Origin of the sequence: Brakhagea slesvicensis, from assembly GCF_052161625.1 — a bacterium.
Taxonomy (GTDB): domain Bacteria; phylum Planctomycetota; class Planctomycetia; order Pirellulales; family Pirellulaceae; genus JBKCUI01.
This window is the reverse complement of the sequence record NZ_CP197412.1, coordinates 51,481-66,339: the sequence shown is the minus strand read 5'-3', so window position 1 is coordinate 66,339 and position 14,859 is coordinate 51,481. Positions and strand designations below refer to the sequence as shown.

The 14,859-nt window shown below is 54.2% G+C and carries 12 protein-coding genes; 6 read left to right on the top strand and 6 right to left on the bottom strand.

Annotated features, from left to right (window positions below; genetic code table 11):
• Positions 1 to 122 precede the first annotated feature (122 nt).
• The 5 genes from SH467x_RS00245 to SH467x_RS00225 all read left to right on the top strand — a co-directional run bounded on the left by SH467x_RS00245 (position 123) and on the right by SH467x_RS00225 (position 5,551).
• Positions 123 to 1,049 carry an ABC transporter ATP-binding protein gene (locus tag SH467x_RS00245; protein WP_482369312.1) on the top strand — a complete coding sequence of 309 codons (927 nt, stop codon included), beginning with the start codon at positions 123 to 125 and terminating at the stop codon, positions 1,047 to 1,049.
• A gap of 2 nt (positions 1,050 to 1,051) precedes the next feature.
• The gene (locus SH467x_RS00240) at positions 1,052 to 2,029 is read left to right on the top strand and encodes an ABC transporter permease (protein WP_482369311.1); all 978 of its coding nucleotides are present in this window, start codon (positions 1,052 to 1,054) and stop codon (positions 2,027 to 2,029) included.
• Positions 2,026 to 3,024, top strand: a complete 999-nt coding sequence (locus SH467x_RS00235; RefSeq protein WP_482369310.1) for an ABC transporter ATP-binding protein — start codon at positions 2,026 to 2,028, stop codon at positions 3,022 to 3,024. The genes SH467x_RS00240 and SH467x_RS00235 overlap by 4 nt, the downstream gene beginning before the upstream one ends.
• Positions 3,025 to 3,049: 25 nt before the next feature.
• The gene (locus SH467x_RS00230; RefSeq protein ID WP_482369309.1) at positions 3,050 to 3,895 is read left to right on the top strand and encodes a hypothetical protein; all 846 of its coding nucleotides are present in this window, start codon (positions 3,050 to 3,052) and stop codon (positions 3,893 to 3,895) included.
• A gap of 84 nt (positions 3,896 to 3,979) precedes the next feature.
• Entirely contained in the window at positions 3,980 to 5,551 is a 1,572-nt protein-coding gene (locus SH467x_RS00225) for a sulfatase family protein (protein WP_482369308.1), read from the top strand.
• A 41-nt stretch (positions 5,552 to 5,592) separates the two neighbouring features.
• On the opposite strand, the gene SH467x_RS00220 is transcribed toward SH467x_RS00225, so the two are convergent.
• The 5 genes from SH467x_RS00220 to SH467x_RS00200 form a co-directional block, all read right to left on the bottom strand.
• Entirely contained in the window at positions 5,593 to 6,990 is a 1,398-nt protein-coding gene (locus SH467x_RS00220) for an RtcB family protein (protein ID WP_482369307.1), read from the bottom strand.
• A gap of 4 nt (positions 6,991 to 6,994) precedes the next feature.
• Positions 6,995 to 8,017: an RNA 3'-terminal phosphate cyclase gene (gene rtcA / locus SH467x_RS00215; RefSeq protein ID WP_482369306.1), complete on the bottom strand. Its 1,023-nt coding sequence runs from the start codon at positions 8,015 to 8,017 to the stop codon at positions 6,995 to 6,997.
• Between the two features lie 87 nt (positions 8,018 to 8,104).
• Positions 8,105 to 9,625 carry a threonine ammonia-lyase, biosynthetic gene (gene ilvA, locus SH467x_RS00210; protein WP_482369305.1) on the bottom strand — a complete coding sequence of 507 codons (1,521 nt, stop codon included), beginning with the start codon at positions 9,623 to 9,625 and terminating at the stop codon, positions 8,105 to 8,107.
• Positions 9,626 to 9,646: 21 nt separating this feature from the next.
• Complete coding sequence (locus SH467x_RS00205) at positions 9,647 to 10,918, bottom strand: putative Na+/H+ antiporter (protein ID WP_482369304.1); 1,272 nt, start codon at positions 10,916 to 10,918, stop codon at positions 9,647 to 9,649.
• A 162-nt stretch (positions 10,919 to 11,080) separates the two neighbouring features.
• Positions 11,081 to 12,385 (bottom strand): DUF3472 domain-containing protein, encoded by a 1,305-nt coding sequence (locus SH467x_RS00200; protein WP_482369303.1) that lies wholly within the window; start codon positions 12,383 to 12,385, stop codon positions 11,081 to 11,083.
• Positions 12,386 to 12,736: 351 nt separating this feature from the next.
• Here SH467x_RS00200 and SH467x_RS00195 point away from each other — a divergent pair, with 351 nt between their 5' ends.
• Positions 12,737 to 13,558: a peptidase gene (locus SH467x_RS00195; protein ID WP_482369302.1), complete on the top strand. Its 822-nt coding sequence runs from the start codon at positions 12,737 to 12,739 to the stop codon at positions 13,556 to 13,558.
• Here the strand turns inward: SH467x_RS00195 and SH467x_RS00190 are convergent.
• Positions 13,540 to 14,859, bottom strand: coding sequence for a chloride channel protein (locus SH467x_RS00190; RefSeq protein WP_482369301.1), 1,320 nt, complete (start codon positions 14,857 to 14,859; stop codon positions 13,540 to 13,542). The genes SH467x_RS00195 and SH467x_RS00190 overlap by 19 nt on opposite strands.

The following is a 14,859-nucleotide window of genomic DNA, read 5'->3' as shown; positions in this document are numbered from 1 at the left end:
GCGAGATTGGGAATTCAAAATAAATTTACGCCTAGGACAAGATATCGGGGGCACCTTCGAAGTACAATCGTCCCGCCGACAGGATTCTTTCGCCAAACTTGTCTCGAACCGATTGCCTCATCTTGAATCAGCCACCTCCTGTAATCGAGATCCATAACGTCGTAAAACGGTATGGTAAGCGAGAGGTTCTCAAGGGATTGAATTTGGCGATACCACCCGGAGTGACAGGATTTCTGGGGCCGAATGGATCCGGAAAAAGCACCCTCATCAAATCGATCCTCGGATTGCTGCGCATCGATTCCGGACACGGGCGAGTCCTCTCGTTCGATTGGCCTAAGGAAAGCAAGGCCATCCGTGACAAGATTGGTTATCTGCCGGAAGACGATTGCTACCTCCACGGCTTGCAGGGAATCGAATCGATTCAGATGATGGCCAGACTTTCTGGACTACCCCGCACGGAAGCCTTGCGACGCGCCCATGAAGTGGCTGATTTTTGCGACATCGATCAAGAGCGTTATCGGAATGTCGAAACGTATTCCACCGGCATGCGTCAAAAGTTGAAATTCGCCCAAGCGCTCGTGCATGACCCACCCTTAATCATTCTCGATGAACCAACGACAGGTCTCGATCCCGCTCAGCGTGAAAGCTTCCTGGATCGCATCCGGATGCTGGCTGTGGACAAAGGGAAATCGCTCATCGTCTCGACCCATATCCTGCATGACGTTCAACGCGTTTGCGATCATGTCGTCATTTTGGTCGGAGGGGAGGTCCGCATGACGGATTCGCTCGATCGATTGCAAAAGCCGATCGAACCTGGTTTGCATCTCCGTGTCGAAGAAAACGTGGATCGCTTTGGTCATGCATTGGCCAAGCGTGGTATCTCGTTCGAACGTCGAAACGAACGCGAGATTCGTGTCCTGGGGGTCGACTCTCAAAATGTTCGAACGCTTTGGCAAGCCAGCGAAGAGGCTGAGGCGCCGATCCAACATTTGGATGCGGCGCGTAACTCGTTAGAAGATATTTTTCTCAATGCGATTCGGGATCAGTAACTATGCCTCTTTTGGATGTGGGATATCGAAACTGGACCGGAGAACGCACTTACGCCTCGCTGCGATGGCTCGTGGTGGCGTCGACTGGGATTCGGCTGATTTGGCGGGGCGCCTGGCTAAAACGCTTGATGGTTGTCTTGCTTATTCCGTCCGCGGTAGCTCTTTTCTTCTTCGGTGTGTTCGAACAATCTGCGGAAGAACCAAACTATCGAAACATCATCCGAAGCGTGTTCGCTGCGCGCGAAGCGAGAGCTACTGCGGCGCGTGCTGGAGTGAATATCAGTGAATTGCTGGCTGAACCGGCTGAGTCCAGGCATTTTGTCTGGTCCTACATGCTCTTTTTTCTATTCCGCTATCCGCAATCGTTTAGCATGATTCTGGTCATCGGGTTGATCGCTCCCCGGCTCATCAGCTTTGATTTGAGGAGTCGCGGTTATTTGCTTTATTTGTCTCGCCCCCTCACCCCTGCGGAGTATGTACTAGGTAAGGCTTGCGTAGTTTTCTTTCTTCTGGCGATGATCGCTACCGTCCCCGCCTTGTTGATTTATCTCGCAGGATTGTTTTTATCGCCGAATCCTTGGGTCTTATTCTCTACTTGGGATATTCCGCTCCGCGTATTGTTGGCGACGGCTGTTCTCGCGATTCCGACCACAGCCATTGCGCTTGCCTTTTCCTCACTGACTCAGGAGAGTCGTTATGCGGGGTTCGCGTGGTTTGCCCTGTGGGTGGTAGGGAGTGTGACGTATCAGTCTCTTGCTACCGCAGATCAACTTTCGCGGCAGGAGCCGATGCGATGGGGAGAGTATAGTCATTGGATGCTGTTCTCTCCCTATGAAACGCTTGGCTACCTTCAGCAGGAAGTCTTCGGGTTGACCGCGAAGGTTGGGACGCAATGGGCTCCCTGGGGGCTGATCCTGTTCATCTCCGTTTTAGGATATGCCGTGGCCTACTGGCGCGTTGCGAGGATGCTGCGGGTATGACGATTACGAAACATGGAATGGCAGATAGCGAGCTGCTCCGTTTGAATCATGCGACGTTGCTCTACGGTAACGTGATGGGTGTAAACGATATCGATGTGGCGCTCCCGACGGGAGCTTATGCATTGATCGGCCCAAATGGAGCTGGAAAATCCACCTTGATCGGTCTCCTGACCGGGGCGCTCAAACCGACGCTGGGGGAAGTCCGAGTTCTCGGACACGATCCCTTTCGAAGCCCATCGATTCTTGGACGAATCGGCCTCTGCCCGGCAACCGATATCTTGTTGCACAACGTGTCGGCCAGAAAGTGGCTGGAGTTGCAATTAGCATTGAGCGGTTGGGGACGACGCGATGCGTCGCGGCGCGTTCAAGAACTCCTTGAGGAGGTCGATTTGACGGGAGCTGCGGATCGTCCACTCCATACTTACTCGCTCGGCATGCGACAACGCTGCAAATTCGCTCAAGCCATTGCTCACCGCCCCGATCTGTTGATTCTCGATGAACCATTCAATGGTTTGGATCCCGTCGCGCGGCACCAGCTGACACAACTATTGATCGAATGGAAAGAGTCAGGCCGAAGCTTGATCATCGCCAATCATGTGCTTCACGAAGCCGAGAAGATCACGGATTCCTTTTTGCTAATCTACGGAGGAAGGTTGCTCGCGTCCGGTACAGCGGGTGAGTTGCACCGACTACTTTCCAGCCTCCCGCAAGAGTTCGAGATCGAATGCAATGACCCTCGGCTCCTTGCTTCCCTCCTGGCGCGTGAAACCTGGACTCGCTCTCTCGACTTACAGGAAGGGAATGGGCGAATGCGAGTCGCCATCGAGAATCCACTCCAATTTTACTCCGCTCTGTCCGACTGGAGCACAAGGTATAACTTGCACATCGACAGGCTTCTCGGAGCGGATGGTGACATCAGCCAGCTATTCCGGCTTCTCGTTTCCAAACATCGGGGCGAGGTGTTTCATTCCTCCCCCTTCAAACGCTTTTCGTGACGCAACATTCACAGCCATAACACCCATGAATGCTCCCACCTCGACGCTCACGGACCCCTCGAAGCAGCAATCGATCCAATCGTTGATTCGCGGTGTTTTGGGAGTGCTGCGATATGAGTCCCTGCGTTCGTTCACTCCGATTCGTATCACCGCTTGGTTTGGTCTCGCGCTCTTTCCGGTCGCAATTATTTTTGCTGTGAAGTCGCTGACTGAGAGAGTTGAGATTCGATCTCCTGAGCAAATCTGGTACGCATTGCTCGCTCTGGTGTTTGTGCTTCAAATCGAAATCGTGACCATCCTCAGTATGCTGCTCTGGGCGACTCCCGTCGTGCATGCGGAACTCGAGGGACAGACTTGGGTTTACAGCGTCGTGCGACCCTATGCCCGTTGGATGATGCTCTGGGGCAAGTATTTGGCGTCGTTTCTTTGGACAAGTAGCTGCACCATTGTGTCTGTTTCACTAGCCGCCCCTATGCTCAACACGCCGGACCCTTTCGCGACGTGGAATGTTTGCGTCCTGTTATGTGTTTTGTCCGCGATGGCCCATGGTGCACTATTCGTCGCCATCGGTACGTTCTTTCAAAAGCGGGCGATGGTCGTCGCTTTTGCCTACGCAGCGGTTGTGGAAGGAATCTTGGCTTGGATTCCAGCCTTGATCAATCGTTTTACCATCAGCTACCGACTTCGATCCGTCCTGGTCAATACCCTCCTCTCCGACGAAGAGTTACCTCGGCCCTTGGACGAGATCCTGGTTTCACCGGAGGCGACGTCGGTGCACCTCGCCATTTTGGCGCTGCTGACTGTCGCGTTGCTGTTCGCTGCTTCGGTCCGTGTCTACCGTTCCCAGTTCTCTTGGCAATCGGAATACTAAAACCCCATCCAGGCGTGGTGTATACTATCGCCATCGCCCGATAGGAACTCTCCCACTCATTCAGGCATATCGGGGTGAAACCGCATGCGCACACCGGATTTTCTCTTCGTCACAGGCGCTCTATTGGCCTCGGTTTTCTCTACGGTCGGATTTGGGTTCGAGCAACCTCCCTCGAAGAGACATCCGAATGTCGTCGTGATCATGGCGGACGACCTGGGATACGGGGATGTTTCGTGTTATGGTGCCAAGTCGATCAACACTCCCCATATCGACTCCCTCGCGCAATCGGGGATTCGCTTCACCAGTGGTTATTGCTCCGCATCGACTTGCACTCCTACCCGATATTCGTTGCTCACCGGAACCTTTGCCTTTCGACAGAAGGGGACCGGGGTGGCCCCGCCGGAAAGTCCCGCGCTGATCCAACCGGGAACTCTTACCCTGCCCGCCCTCTTCCAAAGGGCGGGATACAAGACTGCGGTTGTTGGAAAATGGCACTTGGGGCTTGGGCCGAGTTCTGGCCCTGAACCCGGCCCGCAATGGAATGGTGAGATCAATCCCAGTCCGAATCATATCGGTTTCGATCATTCCTTTATCCTTCCAACGACGAACGACCGAGTACCGCAGGTCTACGTTCGAAACTCGCATGTGGTGAATTTAGATACGAGAGATCCTTTGTGGGTCGGCTCGAAGAAGCCATCGGAAGATCATCCCACGGGGGTGACACATCGTTCCACGCTTCGAATGGATTGGTCACACGGTCACAATCAAACCATCCATAACGGGATCGGCCGCATTGGCTTCTACACGGGAGGCGTACAGGCCCGCTTTCGCGATGAAGATCTCGCAGACGCTTGGGCGAAAGAGAATCAAGCGTGGATCGCTTCGGTGGGGGACCAGCCCTTTTTTCTTTTCTTTGCTTCGCATGATATCCATGTTCCGCGAATGGTTCATGAGCGATTCCAAGGCAAATCAGGGCTTGGCCCACGCGGTGATGCGATCCTCGAATTGGACTGGAACGTTGGCCAACTTCTCTCCACTCTGGAGAAGCTTGATCAACGCGACAACACCCTCATCATTTTTTGCAGCGACAACGGCCCGGTGCTGGACGATGGCTACAAAGACGACGCCATCGAGAAGTTAGGGGATCACAAGCCCGCTGGCCCTTTTCTCGGGGGCAAATACAACGTCTGCGAAGGGGGAACCAGAACGCCTTTTCTCGTGTGCTGGCCATCGCAAATCCCTAAGGGTATCGTTTCCGACGCCATGGTGACAACAACCGATCTCGCAGCGAGTTTCGCCGCGATGCTTGACATATCCTTACCAAACGATGCGTGCCTCGATAGTCAAAACGTCCTAGACGCCTTGCTTGGAAAGCAAGGTGCCACGGGGCGCGAATGGGTTCTTCAACAAGACAATGGAGCGAGCGGTAACTTTGGATTCCGTTCCGGAAAATGGAAACTCATGCGACACGCGTCCGGGAAAGCGACCAATGTGAATCTTCGATTGGTTCCCACCAATAGGAAGCGATTGCAACTATTCGATCTTGAGTCCGATCCAGGAGAGTCGAACGATTTGAGCGAACAACAGCCGGACAGGACGCGAGAACTCGATCAAAAGTTGACGGAGATTATCCAGGCAGGTCGATCGAGATTTTAAAAAGGGAACGGACGCTAGTCGGTTCCAGCGTCCGTTCCACATCAATCCTCCGGTCGTTCGCCAGCCTTCGCCATCTTGACAAGTCGCGGGTCGAATCTCGCTACTTTTTCAACCAAGTCCGCTTGAGCCGCCATGACTTGATCAATGTCCTTGTACGCCATGGGCACTTCATCCAGTCCTGCAGAAAGCAACGTGACTTGGCGTTCTGCCAAGAATTCCATGACATCTTTCCACCGGAATTGCTTTGTCGCAGCGGTTCGGCTCATCTTGCGTCCGGCACCATGCGACGCGCTGAGCAGGGACGCCTCGACACCTCTTCCACGAACAACGTAGCCAGGCGTCCCCATCGAGCCCGGGATGATACCTAGAACTCCACTCCCCGCTGGAGTCGCTCCCTTTCGATGGACAATGAGTTCCTCCCCGCCGTGCGTCTCTCGCCAAGCAAAGTTGTGATGATTCTCGACGTCGAGCATCACCTCCACTCCTAAATGCTCGGCAATCGCTCGGTGGATACAAGCATGATTCGCCGCCGCGTATTCCCCCATCAAGTTCATCGCATCCCAGTACTCTCGCCCCTCCTGCGAATCCAAATCGAGCCACGCTAGATTACTGAGCTCACGAGGAAGCTCGGGGTGCTTTCGTTTTGCGATCTCGCTGTAATGCGAACAAACTGATGCACCGGTTCCACGCGATCCGCTATGACTTAGCAATGCGAGATACCTGCCGGATTCCAACCCCAAATCCTTTTGAGGCATCGTGAGAATTCCAAATTCAACGAAGTGGTTGCCGCTACCGCTGGTTCCGAGCTGCTTCCAAGCCTTGTCCTTGTTTTCCGCCGTAATGGGTGATACCGACCAATCTGCGTCCATCACATCATGCTGACGACGACGTTTGAAGCTCGCACCAATTCCAAATTGCGTTTCCCGTTCCAGGGCATTTCTCAATCGCTCCGAGTCGGTTTCCAGTGTCTCTACCGGCAAATCGAGAACCGTCAGCTTCATCCGGCAAGCGATATCAACCCCTACGGCGTAGGGAATCACGCAGTCCTTGGTTGCGAGAACACCCCCTATAGGCAGTCCGTAACCAATATGTGCGTCGGGCATCAAAGCACCTGCGACAGTCACGGGTAATCGACACGCGTCCTCCATTTGTGCAATGGCACCTGGATCGATATCATCCCCCCACTGTCGCCAAGTGGCTGATTGCTCTCGGCCCGTATAGCGAGCTTGCGAGGCAAAGACCTGATCGAGCGTCTCGGCCAGGTCCTGCCAAATCGGGTCCGTCAAATAGGCAGAGGGGTTCGCAACCAACGATTGCACCTTTTCGCGCAGCTCGGCCTGGGTCAGTCCTGCCTCAGATGCTTGGCGAACGCAGGCGACCGCAGATTGCATTGCCACGCCCTTTGGGATTCCTAAATTGTTAAGTTCACGCGTCTTCATGGCTTTACTCCTTTGCCAGTGCAATGCGGTAAGTGCCGTCGGCAATAGCCTGTTGGGCGATGGAAATCGGTAGAAATAATTGGATGGTTCCCATATTGGTCAAGGTGTGTTCCGTGATGCCTTGGCATCGCATTGCTCCACCACCCGCGAGGGCTAGCGGTAAGAGGAGTTGATCTGCCAAATACAACCCGATGGGAGCGCCGCACTCGAGGTAAGCCTGCATCGCTCGAGCCGCCTTTCTCGCAACGACCTCCGCCGACTTCCCCTTCTCGCCAACACCAGAGACGAGTTCCGAGGCATGTTCGAACTCACAATGGATGAGTAGAACGTTGCCTGGCCCAAGTGATTCGACTTGTTCCTGCCTACCGGACTTCTTGGACCATTGCAAGACACGGAGTGCTTCGTGAAGTTCGCGGATTGCAATCGAATCTGGCAAATTGGAAACCAGGGAATGCACGCTCTGCGTGAGTAGTTGCCCTCGTTCGATAAATTCCATTGGCCGAAGACCATCGACGGAGGGCTGTATGTTCACGATGCAACGCCCCCCTCCTGCTGGGTAAAAGCCTGGCCTCTCCAGTTTCAAATCGACTTGGGCCCCCATCTTTCTCAGCAGTGGAAGGTAGCAAGCGTTAAGAAAGTGTGCGGTGGGGGCAAATGGATTGTGTGTTCCCCCTTCCAATACGAGGCAAGACGGCGAATTGGCCAACACAAGCGGTAGCAGAACCGTTTGCAAAACCAACATACAACTCCCTGCAGAGTCGATCGAAAAGCGGTAGTCGCCTCCGCGGATCGCGCCAGGTCGGAAGCAAACCTCGCGTGAACCAATAACGGCCCCGGAAATCTCTGCGTCACAGATTTGACCCGCCGCGAGAACAGATGCCAAATGTTGCTTTTGCAATCCCGGTCGAGGTCGATTTGACCGAATACGAGTGAGGCGGATCGGAGTCTGCGTCACAGTGGATAGGGATAGCGATGTGCGGAGAATCTGTCCCCCACCCTCCCCGCGCGATCCGTCGATCTCTAACATATATACCGTACACCTGCGTCGAAGAAATCCGGTTTATCGTCCGTTCCACGAGGCGATAGAGTGCACACTTCACCAAAAGGATCGGGGCTATCGCAAAAACATTTGATAAGCGGGGTTTTGTGTCTCGTCGATAAAGTGATAGCCAAGATTGGACATCGCTTTCTGAAACGATAGTTCTTCATCACCTTGAAATTGAATGCCGACCAGAACGCGTCCATAATCAGCACCTTGATTTCGATAATGAAACAGGCTGATGTTCCAATTGGGACGCATGTTCACCAGAAACTTGGACAATGCTCCCAATCTCTCGGGGAACTCAAATCGATAAACCCGCTCCTCGCCATTCACTCGACTCCGCCCCCCAACCAAGTGTCGCAGATGCTCTTTCGCCAGCTCGTTTTCGGCTAAATCCATGGCTTGAAAGCCTGCGTCGCTGAGCATGCTGCAGAGGATGGGAATCTCATGGTGGTCCTGGATGGATAGCCCCACCAACACGTGAGCCTGATCCGTATCGGACATTCGATAGTTGAACTCGGTGATGTTCCGGCTACCGATCGACTCACAGAGTTTGCGGAAACTGCCCGGTCTTTCAGGGATCGTGACGGCCAGCAAGACCTCCCGTTCTTCTCCTGATTCCGCTCGCTCCGCGACGAAACGGAGCCGGTCGAAATTCATGTTGGCGCCGCAAGTCACAGCGACGAGGTGCTCGTTGCGAATGCCGGTCTGCTGAACGTACTGTTTCAATCCGGCGATCCCCAGAGCCCCGGCCGGTTCCAAGATGCTGCGAGTATCCTCGAAGGCGTCTTTGATCGCTGCGCAGACAGCATCTGTGTTGACCCGAACAAATCCGTCAACCAGTTTCCGAGTCAATCGAAAGGTCTCTTCCCCAACCTTCTTCACTGCCGTTCCATCGGAGAATAGCCCAACGTCTTGCATTGGTACAATTGCACCTGATTCGACCGAGCGAATCATTCCATCGGAGTCGATCATCTGCACACCGATGATTTTGATCTCAGGTCGGACGGCCTTGATGTAGGCCGCGACACCAGCGATCAATCCGCCCCCACCAATCGCAACAAAGACCGCATGGATAGGCTGTTGTGCTTGCCTCAGAATCTCCATCCCAATCGTACCCTGCCCTGCGATCACATCGGGATCGTCGAAGGGATGGACAAAGATCAATCCTTCATCGCGTTGGAGTTCCAACGCGTAGGCGTACGCATCCGAATAACTGTCCCCGGTCAGACGCACATCCGCTCCGAGAGAGCGTACGGCATCGGATTTGAGTCGCGGAGTCGTCAACGGCATGACGACAACAGCTCGGCATCCCAACCGCTTTGCACTCAAGGCGACACCTTGGGCATGATTCCCTGCCGAAGCGCAGAGAACCCCGCGATCGAGTTCTTCGCGGGACAATCGCGACATCTTGTTATAGGCCCCGCGCAGCTTGAAGCTGTGCACAGGTTGCGTGTCTTCTCGTTTTAACCAAACAGTATTCTTCACGCGATGCGAAAGCTTCTCCGCCCTCTCGAGGGACGTCTCCATCGCGACATCGTAGACGCGGGAATTGAGAATCCTTCGCAAATACTCCAAAAGATCGTTGTCCATGGGATCGACTCTCAGGGTGGATCACACGAACCAGAAGAAAACGATCGCGATGAGGGTCGGGCCAATTGCCCCCGTTAATAAGCCCAGCGGACTGATCCCCTCGGAGCCAAATGCCTTCGATGTTTGGAGGATTCCAACGCCTGCTGGATTCGGCGCGTTAGCGATCACGGTCAATCCGCCTCCAGTCACCGCCCCCGCAACCAACGCATACTTGAGGTCGTCGCTGATGCCCTCGACCAAAGAGCCTAGATAGGTCAAAGCGGCATTGTCCGTGACCGCCGTCAAGGCGGTGGCTCCAAAATAGAGCTTCGAGCCATCTAACGACTCGATGAGAGGCTTGAGCCAATACTGCTGAAGACTACCGAGGGTCACCAGTCCGGCTAAAAAGAACCCCACCAAAAGTCCTTCGCGCAGTTTCAAGTTGTCTTGGTACTCGCGTGTTGCAGTTGTCAGTCCCAAGAACAACATGAAAACGCCAAAGAAGACATCCGGATGGTGGGCGAAATAGACGACAGCAGCCAAGAAAAACAAATGCAATCCGGTCAACCAATAGGGGACGGTTTCACGTCTATCTTCAACCACCTCTAAGCCCGACAGTTCTTTCCGAAAGATCATGACAGCGATGATGGATGATGCGACGGTGCTGAGCGCGGCTCGCCATCCAAAATGGGTCAACATGAACCAAGTATCCCAATGCCAGGTATGGGCGACCATCAGTACCGGTGGGGCCGCGAAGTGGGTCAGCGTGCCGCCGATAGAAATGTTGACAAAGAGGAGTCCTAATGTGGCATAAGCGAGCTTGTAAGAAATGTTGTTATCGAAATAACGTCGCTTGAGAACGATGGCGAGCAAGGTCATCGCGGCAGGCTCGGTGATAAAGGATCCGAGCAACGGACCAACGGAAAGCGCGACCAGGTAGAATGAAACACTCGTCGGCAATGGGAGAAGATTCGCTAGCCCGCTGATGATCGCTTCGCCTAGCATCACGACGGGCCGAGTCGCTGCGACGACCATCACGACCAAAACAAATTTCGCTTCCGTGTAGTTGAGTCCTTCAATGTATTGAACCGCCTCGTCGACCGAGCCTCTCAAAGCTGCAACCGCAGCAAACAGAGCTGCTCCCCAAAGACCGAAGACCACTTCGGTCTCGGCGAGAAAGTGAAGCAAGTTTTCTGGAATGGAGCCTGCGGGGTACTTATGGGCCCACTTGGCAAATTGCTTGACCGCAAAGGTGTGGAGAACAGCCAGGACAAAAAGGACCGTTGCAACGATTTCTAATGTCGATGGGTTCATCTTTCCTCACTCATACTCTAGGTGTTGGCATCACTCGGCTACGCGCAGGCCCTTCTGACCTACAAAAAGGTTTTGGGATTGTAACGCCAAACGGATCTTTGTGGACATCAAAAGTCAGGTTCGAGAAGCAGTCGAACTCAAACGGTCGGTGCAGAGGTTTGTTTATTTCGGAAGGGACGCGAAGTCAATTTCCGGCTTGTCCGATGCTGTTGAGTCGCGGCTAAAGAATTCTCCGACTCGACCTGTTTGGTCAAAGAAGCCACAGTTTTGCATAAAGAAGTGATTTCCCCTGGCGCCTCCGTCGAAATCCAGCCGATGGCGACCTCGCGCTGTAGCGTCTGCAGAGAGCCGTGCTCGGCTGCATTCGTACCACTTTCCTTCCGTATCGACCACCCAGACATTCCCGTAATCCGCACCACGCGCGAGGTGGCCAAATTGCGGATTGAAGTTTTCAAGGAACGAATGAAAGCCACGCAGGTAGGTACTGGTCTTTGGTCGCCGAAAGCTTGCGATCAGTCGCCACTCATTCTGAGCCTTGTCACCAAACCAAGCCGTATAGAGGGTATGTTCGGTGGAATTCGGATCCGGTTTCACCTCGGTTAGGAATCGATACGTCGCGCCGGCTTGCCAAGGGTAGATCAAGTAACTCTGTCCACCCGATCCCTCGTTTCCAAACTCGCCAATCCGCACGTCGGGTCCCGATGCAAGTTTTTGAATCCTCTGCTCCTCGGGAATCTCTTTTGGATTGTCGGTTTTAAAGGGACTCCAAACGGAAAAAAGCACCCTTCGCTCCTTCGGGGCATTGACCTGGAACCCGAAGTACCCTTCGGAGAAACCATTGGCCATGAAGTACGATCCTTCCACATCCATTCCGACAGGAACTGTGATCTCGCTATAAGCATATTGGAGGGAGACATTCTTGGGTGTCTCATAATTCAGATGAACCGAAGGCCCTCGGCGACCCCAATAGAACATGTTTCCGTCGTTGCTACGAACGAAGTCGACGACGAGCCCCTCGGTTTGGGAGGAGACCTGGAGCTCTTGAATTTCTACTCCCTCTAAGCCGTCCCCTTCCTCACCTGCTATCTCGATACGAATGTACCCTGGCTTCTCAGCGACAAGCTCGCCAACGGGCGTTGTCACATACTCTTTGCCATCCGACTTCAAAGAAAAGGAACGATCCAGGACCTTGAGTTGCACGGTCCCCGCGTCTTTCGTGGACCGGACGCGAGCGGATAACTGAAATGGGGTTGGTCGGTCGACTCGAAAGAAAGCGACAAACCGGTCACTCGGTTTGGCCAATCGAATACTTCCGTCTCGTTGAAAGCCGCCGCGGCGGCCTTCTTCTGCTGGCTCAAGTCGAAAGGTGTTTCCTGCGATGGGAATCGTCCAGTCCGCAGCCGTTGCCCAACGCGGTGCGAGAGTTGAAATGACCAAGAGCAGCGAGCAAGTTATGGAACGGATCAAGAATGGGCTCCAAGCAAAGGAGGCTGAGTGTCGTTTCTGGTCGGTCATCCGACCGACCCGGTTACAGTGTGTACGAAGTCTCTCTGATCCGCAACGTGAGTCCCGCCTCTTAATCTTGTCCTCGATCGAAGTTCTACCCTCTCCTCGCACGACGAGGTTTTTTCCAAAAAAATTGCTTGGCTCCCATTCGCCAACCCTCTAGACTGAGCCCAGTCCGAGACGCCTAACCACGCTCCACGCACGCCCAGCGCCCCATGGATCCAAGGGAACGTTTGCACAAGGAGCTGCTCGGTGTTGCGAGTTTGTTTTTCGGTTTTCTTTTCGTGCCTTGCCCTGCTGGGAAGTCGCACTGTGTGCCATGCGGAATTCATTATCAATGTGAATTACACGGGCGATCAGATCTATCAGCCATTTTTCGTCGACGCGGCGAACCGCTGGCAGTCCTTGATTTCGGGCTACCAAAATGGCTTCGTTGTCGGGAGGTCCGCAGGTAGTACTGCGACCATCGGAACGCAGTTGACGACTCTGAACATCAATGCGACGGTTGAGGCGATCGATGGTGTAGGGCAAGTCCTGGGGGCCGCGGGTCCAACGGCAATCGTCTTTGATCAATCGAACTTTCAACTCGCCTCCGATGGCCTCATGAGATTCGATGTCGCTGACATATCAAACCTAGTCGCCAGCAATGTCTTTGATGACGTAATCCTTCACGAGATGGGGCATGTCATGGGATTTGGAACTCTTTGGACTGAAAACGGAGTTTATGTTGCGGGGAACGGAAGGTTCACCGGAGCGACCGCAGCCAGCTTCTGGCAATCGGAGTTCGGCCAGACCGGCAACCCCAATGTTGAGCTTGGGGGAGGTGGCGGTACCAGGGATGGGCATTGGAATGAAGTCGATGGAGGAGCTGGATTTACTGGGGTTCGAGACTCGCTGGGCAGGGACATGCGTTACGAATTGATGACGGGGTGGCTCAACAACGATTCGCAGGGTACTCCCTTCATCAGCAATATGACCTTGGGCTCCTTTGTCGATATTGGATACAGGGCAAATTTCCAAGCCGTACCTGAACCTGGCACTTTGCTTTGCATCGCAGTGTCAGGCGGATTGCTGCTGTTCCCAAACCGATTGCGAAGGCGTTTTGCAAACCATCCTCAACAAGAATCGGATTGAGTATGCTGTGCGCGATAGATGCTGGTTGGACCGCTGACGGCAAAGGCCACAAAGCACGCGATCGCGGCGTATAGAACGAACCCGGATTCGGTAAGCCCATCACCATGCGGGAGAAACAGCTCGATCGCCACAAAGGTACTGGCAACAGGCGTCTTTGTCGCTCCCGAAAAAACAGCGACCAATCCCAAACCAGCCATCCATCCGGTTGGTACGCCGAGCGCGACGCCGAGGACATGACCAAGCGTTGCACCGATGAAAAAGAGCGGCGTGACTTCTCCACCTTTGAAGCCACTTCCGACAGTGATCGCCGTGAAGAGCAACTTGAGTAGCCAGCTCGCAGGACCTGCACCATCGGCTTGAAAGGCAGATTGAATGGTTACGGCATTTGGGATGCTGGATGGGGCCGATACACCCAGCCCCAAATAGTCTCGCGATCCAAAGAGTTGAACCAACGCGATGACTGCGAGACCTCCAACGCATGGACGCAACCAATCGATGGCAATCCATCGCTTGGAATACTCCTGCACCAGATGGGTCGTTTTCGCGAATAGGACGCTTGCTGCACCAAAACAAACGGACGCCAGGACGATCTTTATCATGAGTGTCAATTGAATGCCAGTCGCCATCGAAGGATCTGTGGAGATGACGTAGTGGGTATGTTGAATCCCCCACCATATAGTTATTTGATCCCCCACAATCGATGCGATCAAACAGGGGAGAATAGGCCGGCTGGCAATTCGTCCGTGGACCAAGAATTCGACGGCGAAAATGGCGCCGGCAACAGGAGTTCCAAAGACAGCGCCGAAACCAGCAGCGACTCCACACAGCAATAGGGTTCGCATCTCGTCGCGCGAGAGCCGAAGCCAGCGTCCGACGCCTGCGGCAATAGATGCTCCCATTTGAACGGCCGTCCCCTCGCGCCCAGCGGATCCTCCGAACAAGTGGGTGAGCCAGGTTCCAAGCAGAACCAACGGGGCCATGCGCAGCGGAACTCCGCTCCGCTGCTCATGAATCTCTTCTAGAATGAGATTGCTTCCTCTGTCGGCCTCTCCTCCCGAGAACTTATACATCCATGCCGAGAGAACACCCGCCACTGGTAGCAGGTAAAGCAACCACGGATACCGCCAATGGAGCTCGGTCGCTCGATCCAATCCAAATAAGAACAAGGCAACCAAAGTGCCCACACATAGACCGACGGCCGTGCTCAATACCCAGCATCGGATCGTCTTCCGCACGCGATCGATCGCTGTCTGCGGCTGCCAGATTTCAATCCAATACTTCCCCATCCGTGCGGGCAACAT

What these genes read in the sequence shown, in the direction of transcription:
- SH467x_RS00240 (WP_482369311.1), top strand. Translation starts at nt 1,052, where the DNA reads ATGCCTCTTTTGGATGTGGGATATCGAAACTGGACCGGAGAACGCACT.
- SH467x_RS00190 (WP_482369301.1), bottom strand. Translation starts at nt 14,859, where the DNA reads ATGTTGCCCGCACGGATGGGGAAGTATTGGATTGAAATCTGGCAGCCG.
- SH467x_RS00230 (WP_482369309.1), top strand. Translation starts at nt 3,050, where the DNA reads ATGAATGCTCCCACCTCGACGCTCACGGACCCCTCGAAGCAGCAATCG.
- SH467x_RS00205 (WP_482369304.1), bottom strand. Translation starts at nt 10,918, where the DNA reads ATGAACCCATCGACATTAGAAATCGTTGCAACGGTCCTTTTTGTCCTG.
- SH467x_RS00220 (WP_482369307.1), bottom strand. Translation starts at nt 6,990, where the DNA reads ATGAAGACGCGTGAACTTAACAATTTAGGAATCCCAAAGGGCGTGGCA.
- SH467x_RS00235 (WP_482369310.1), top strand. Translation starts at nt 2,026, where the DNA reads ATGACGATTACGAAACATGGAATGGCAGATAGCGAGCTGCTCCGTTTG.
- SH467x_RS00225 (WP_482369308.1), top strand. Translation starts at nt 3,980, where the DNA reads ATGCGCACACCGGATTTTCTCTTCGTCACAGGCGCTCTATTGGCCTCG.
- rtcA (WP_482369306.1), bottom strand. Translation starts at nt 8,017, where the DNA reads ATGTTAGAGATCGACGGATCGCGCGGGGAGGGTGGGGGACAGATTCTC.
- ilvA (WP_482369305.1), bottom strand. Translation starts at nt 9,625, where the DNA reads ATGGACAACGATCTTTTGGAGTATTTGCGAAGGATTCTCAATTCCCGC.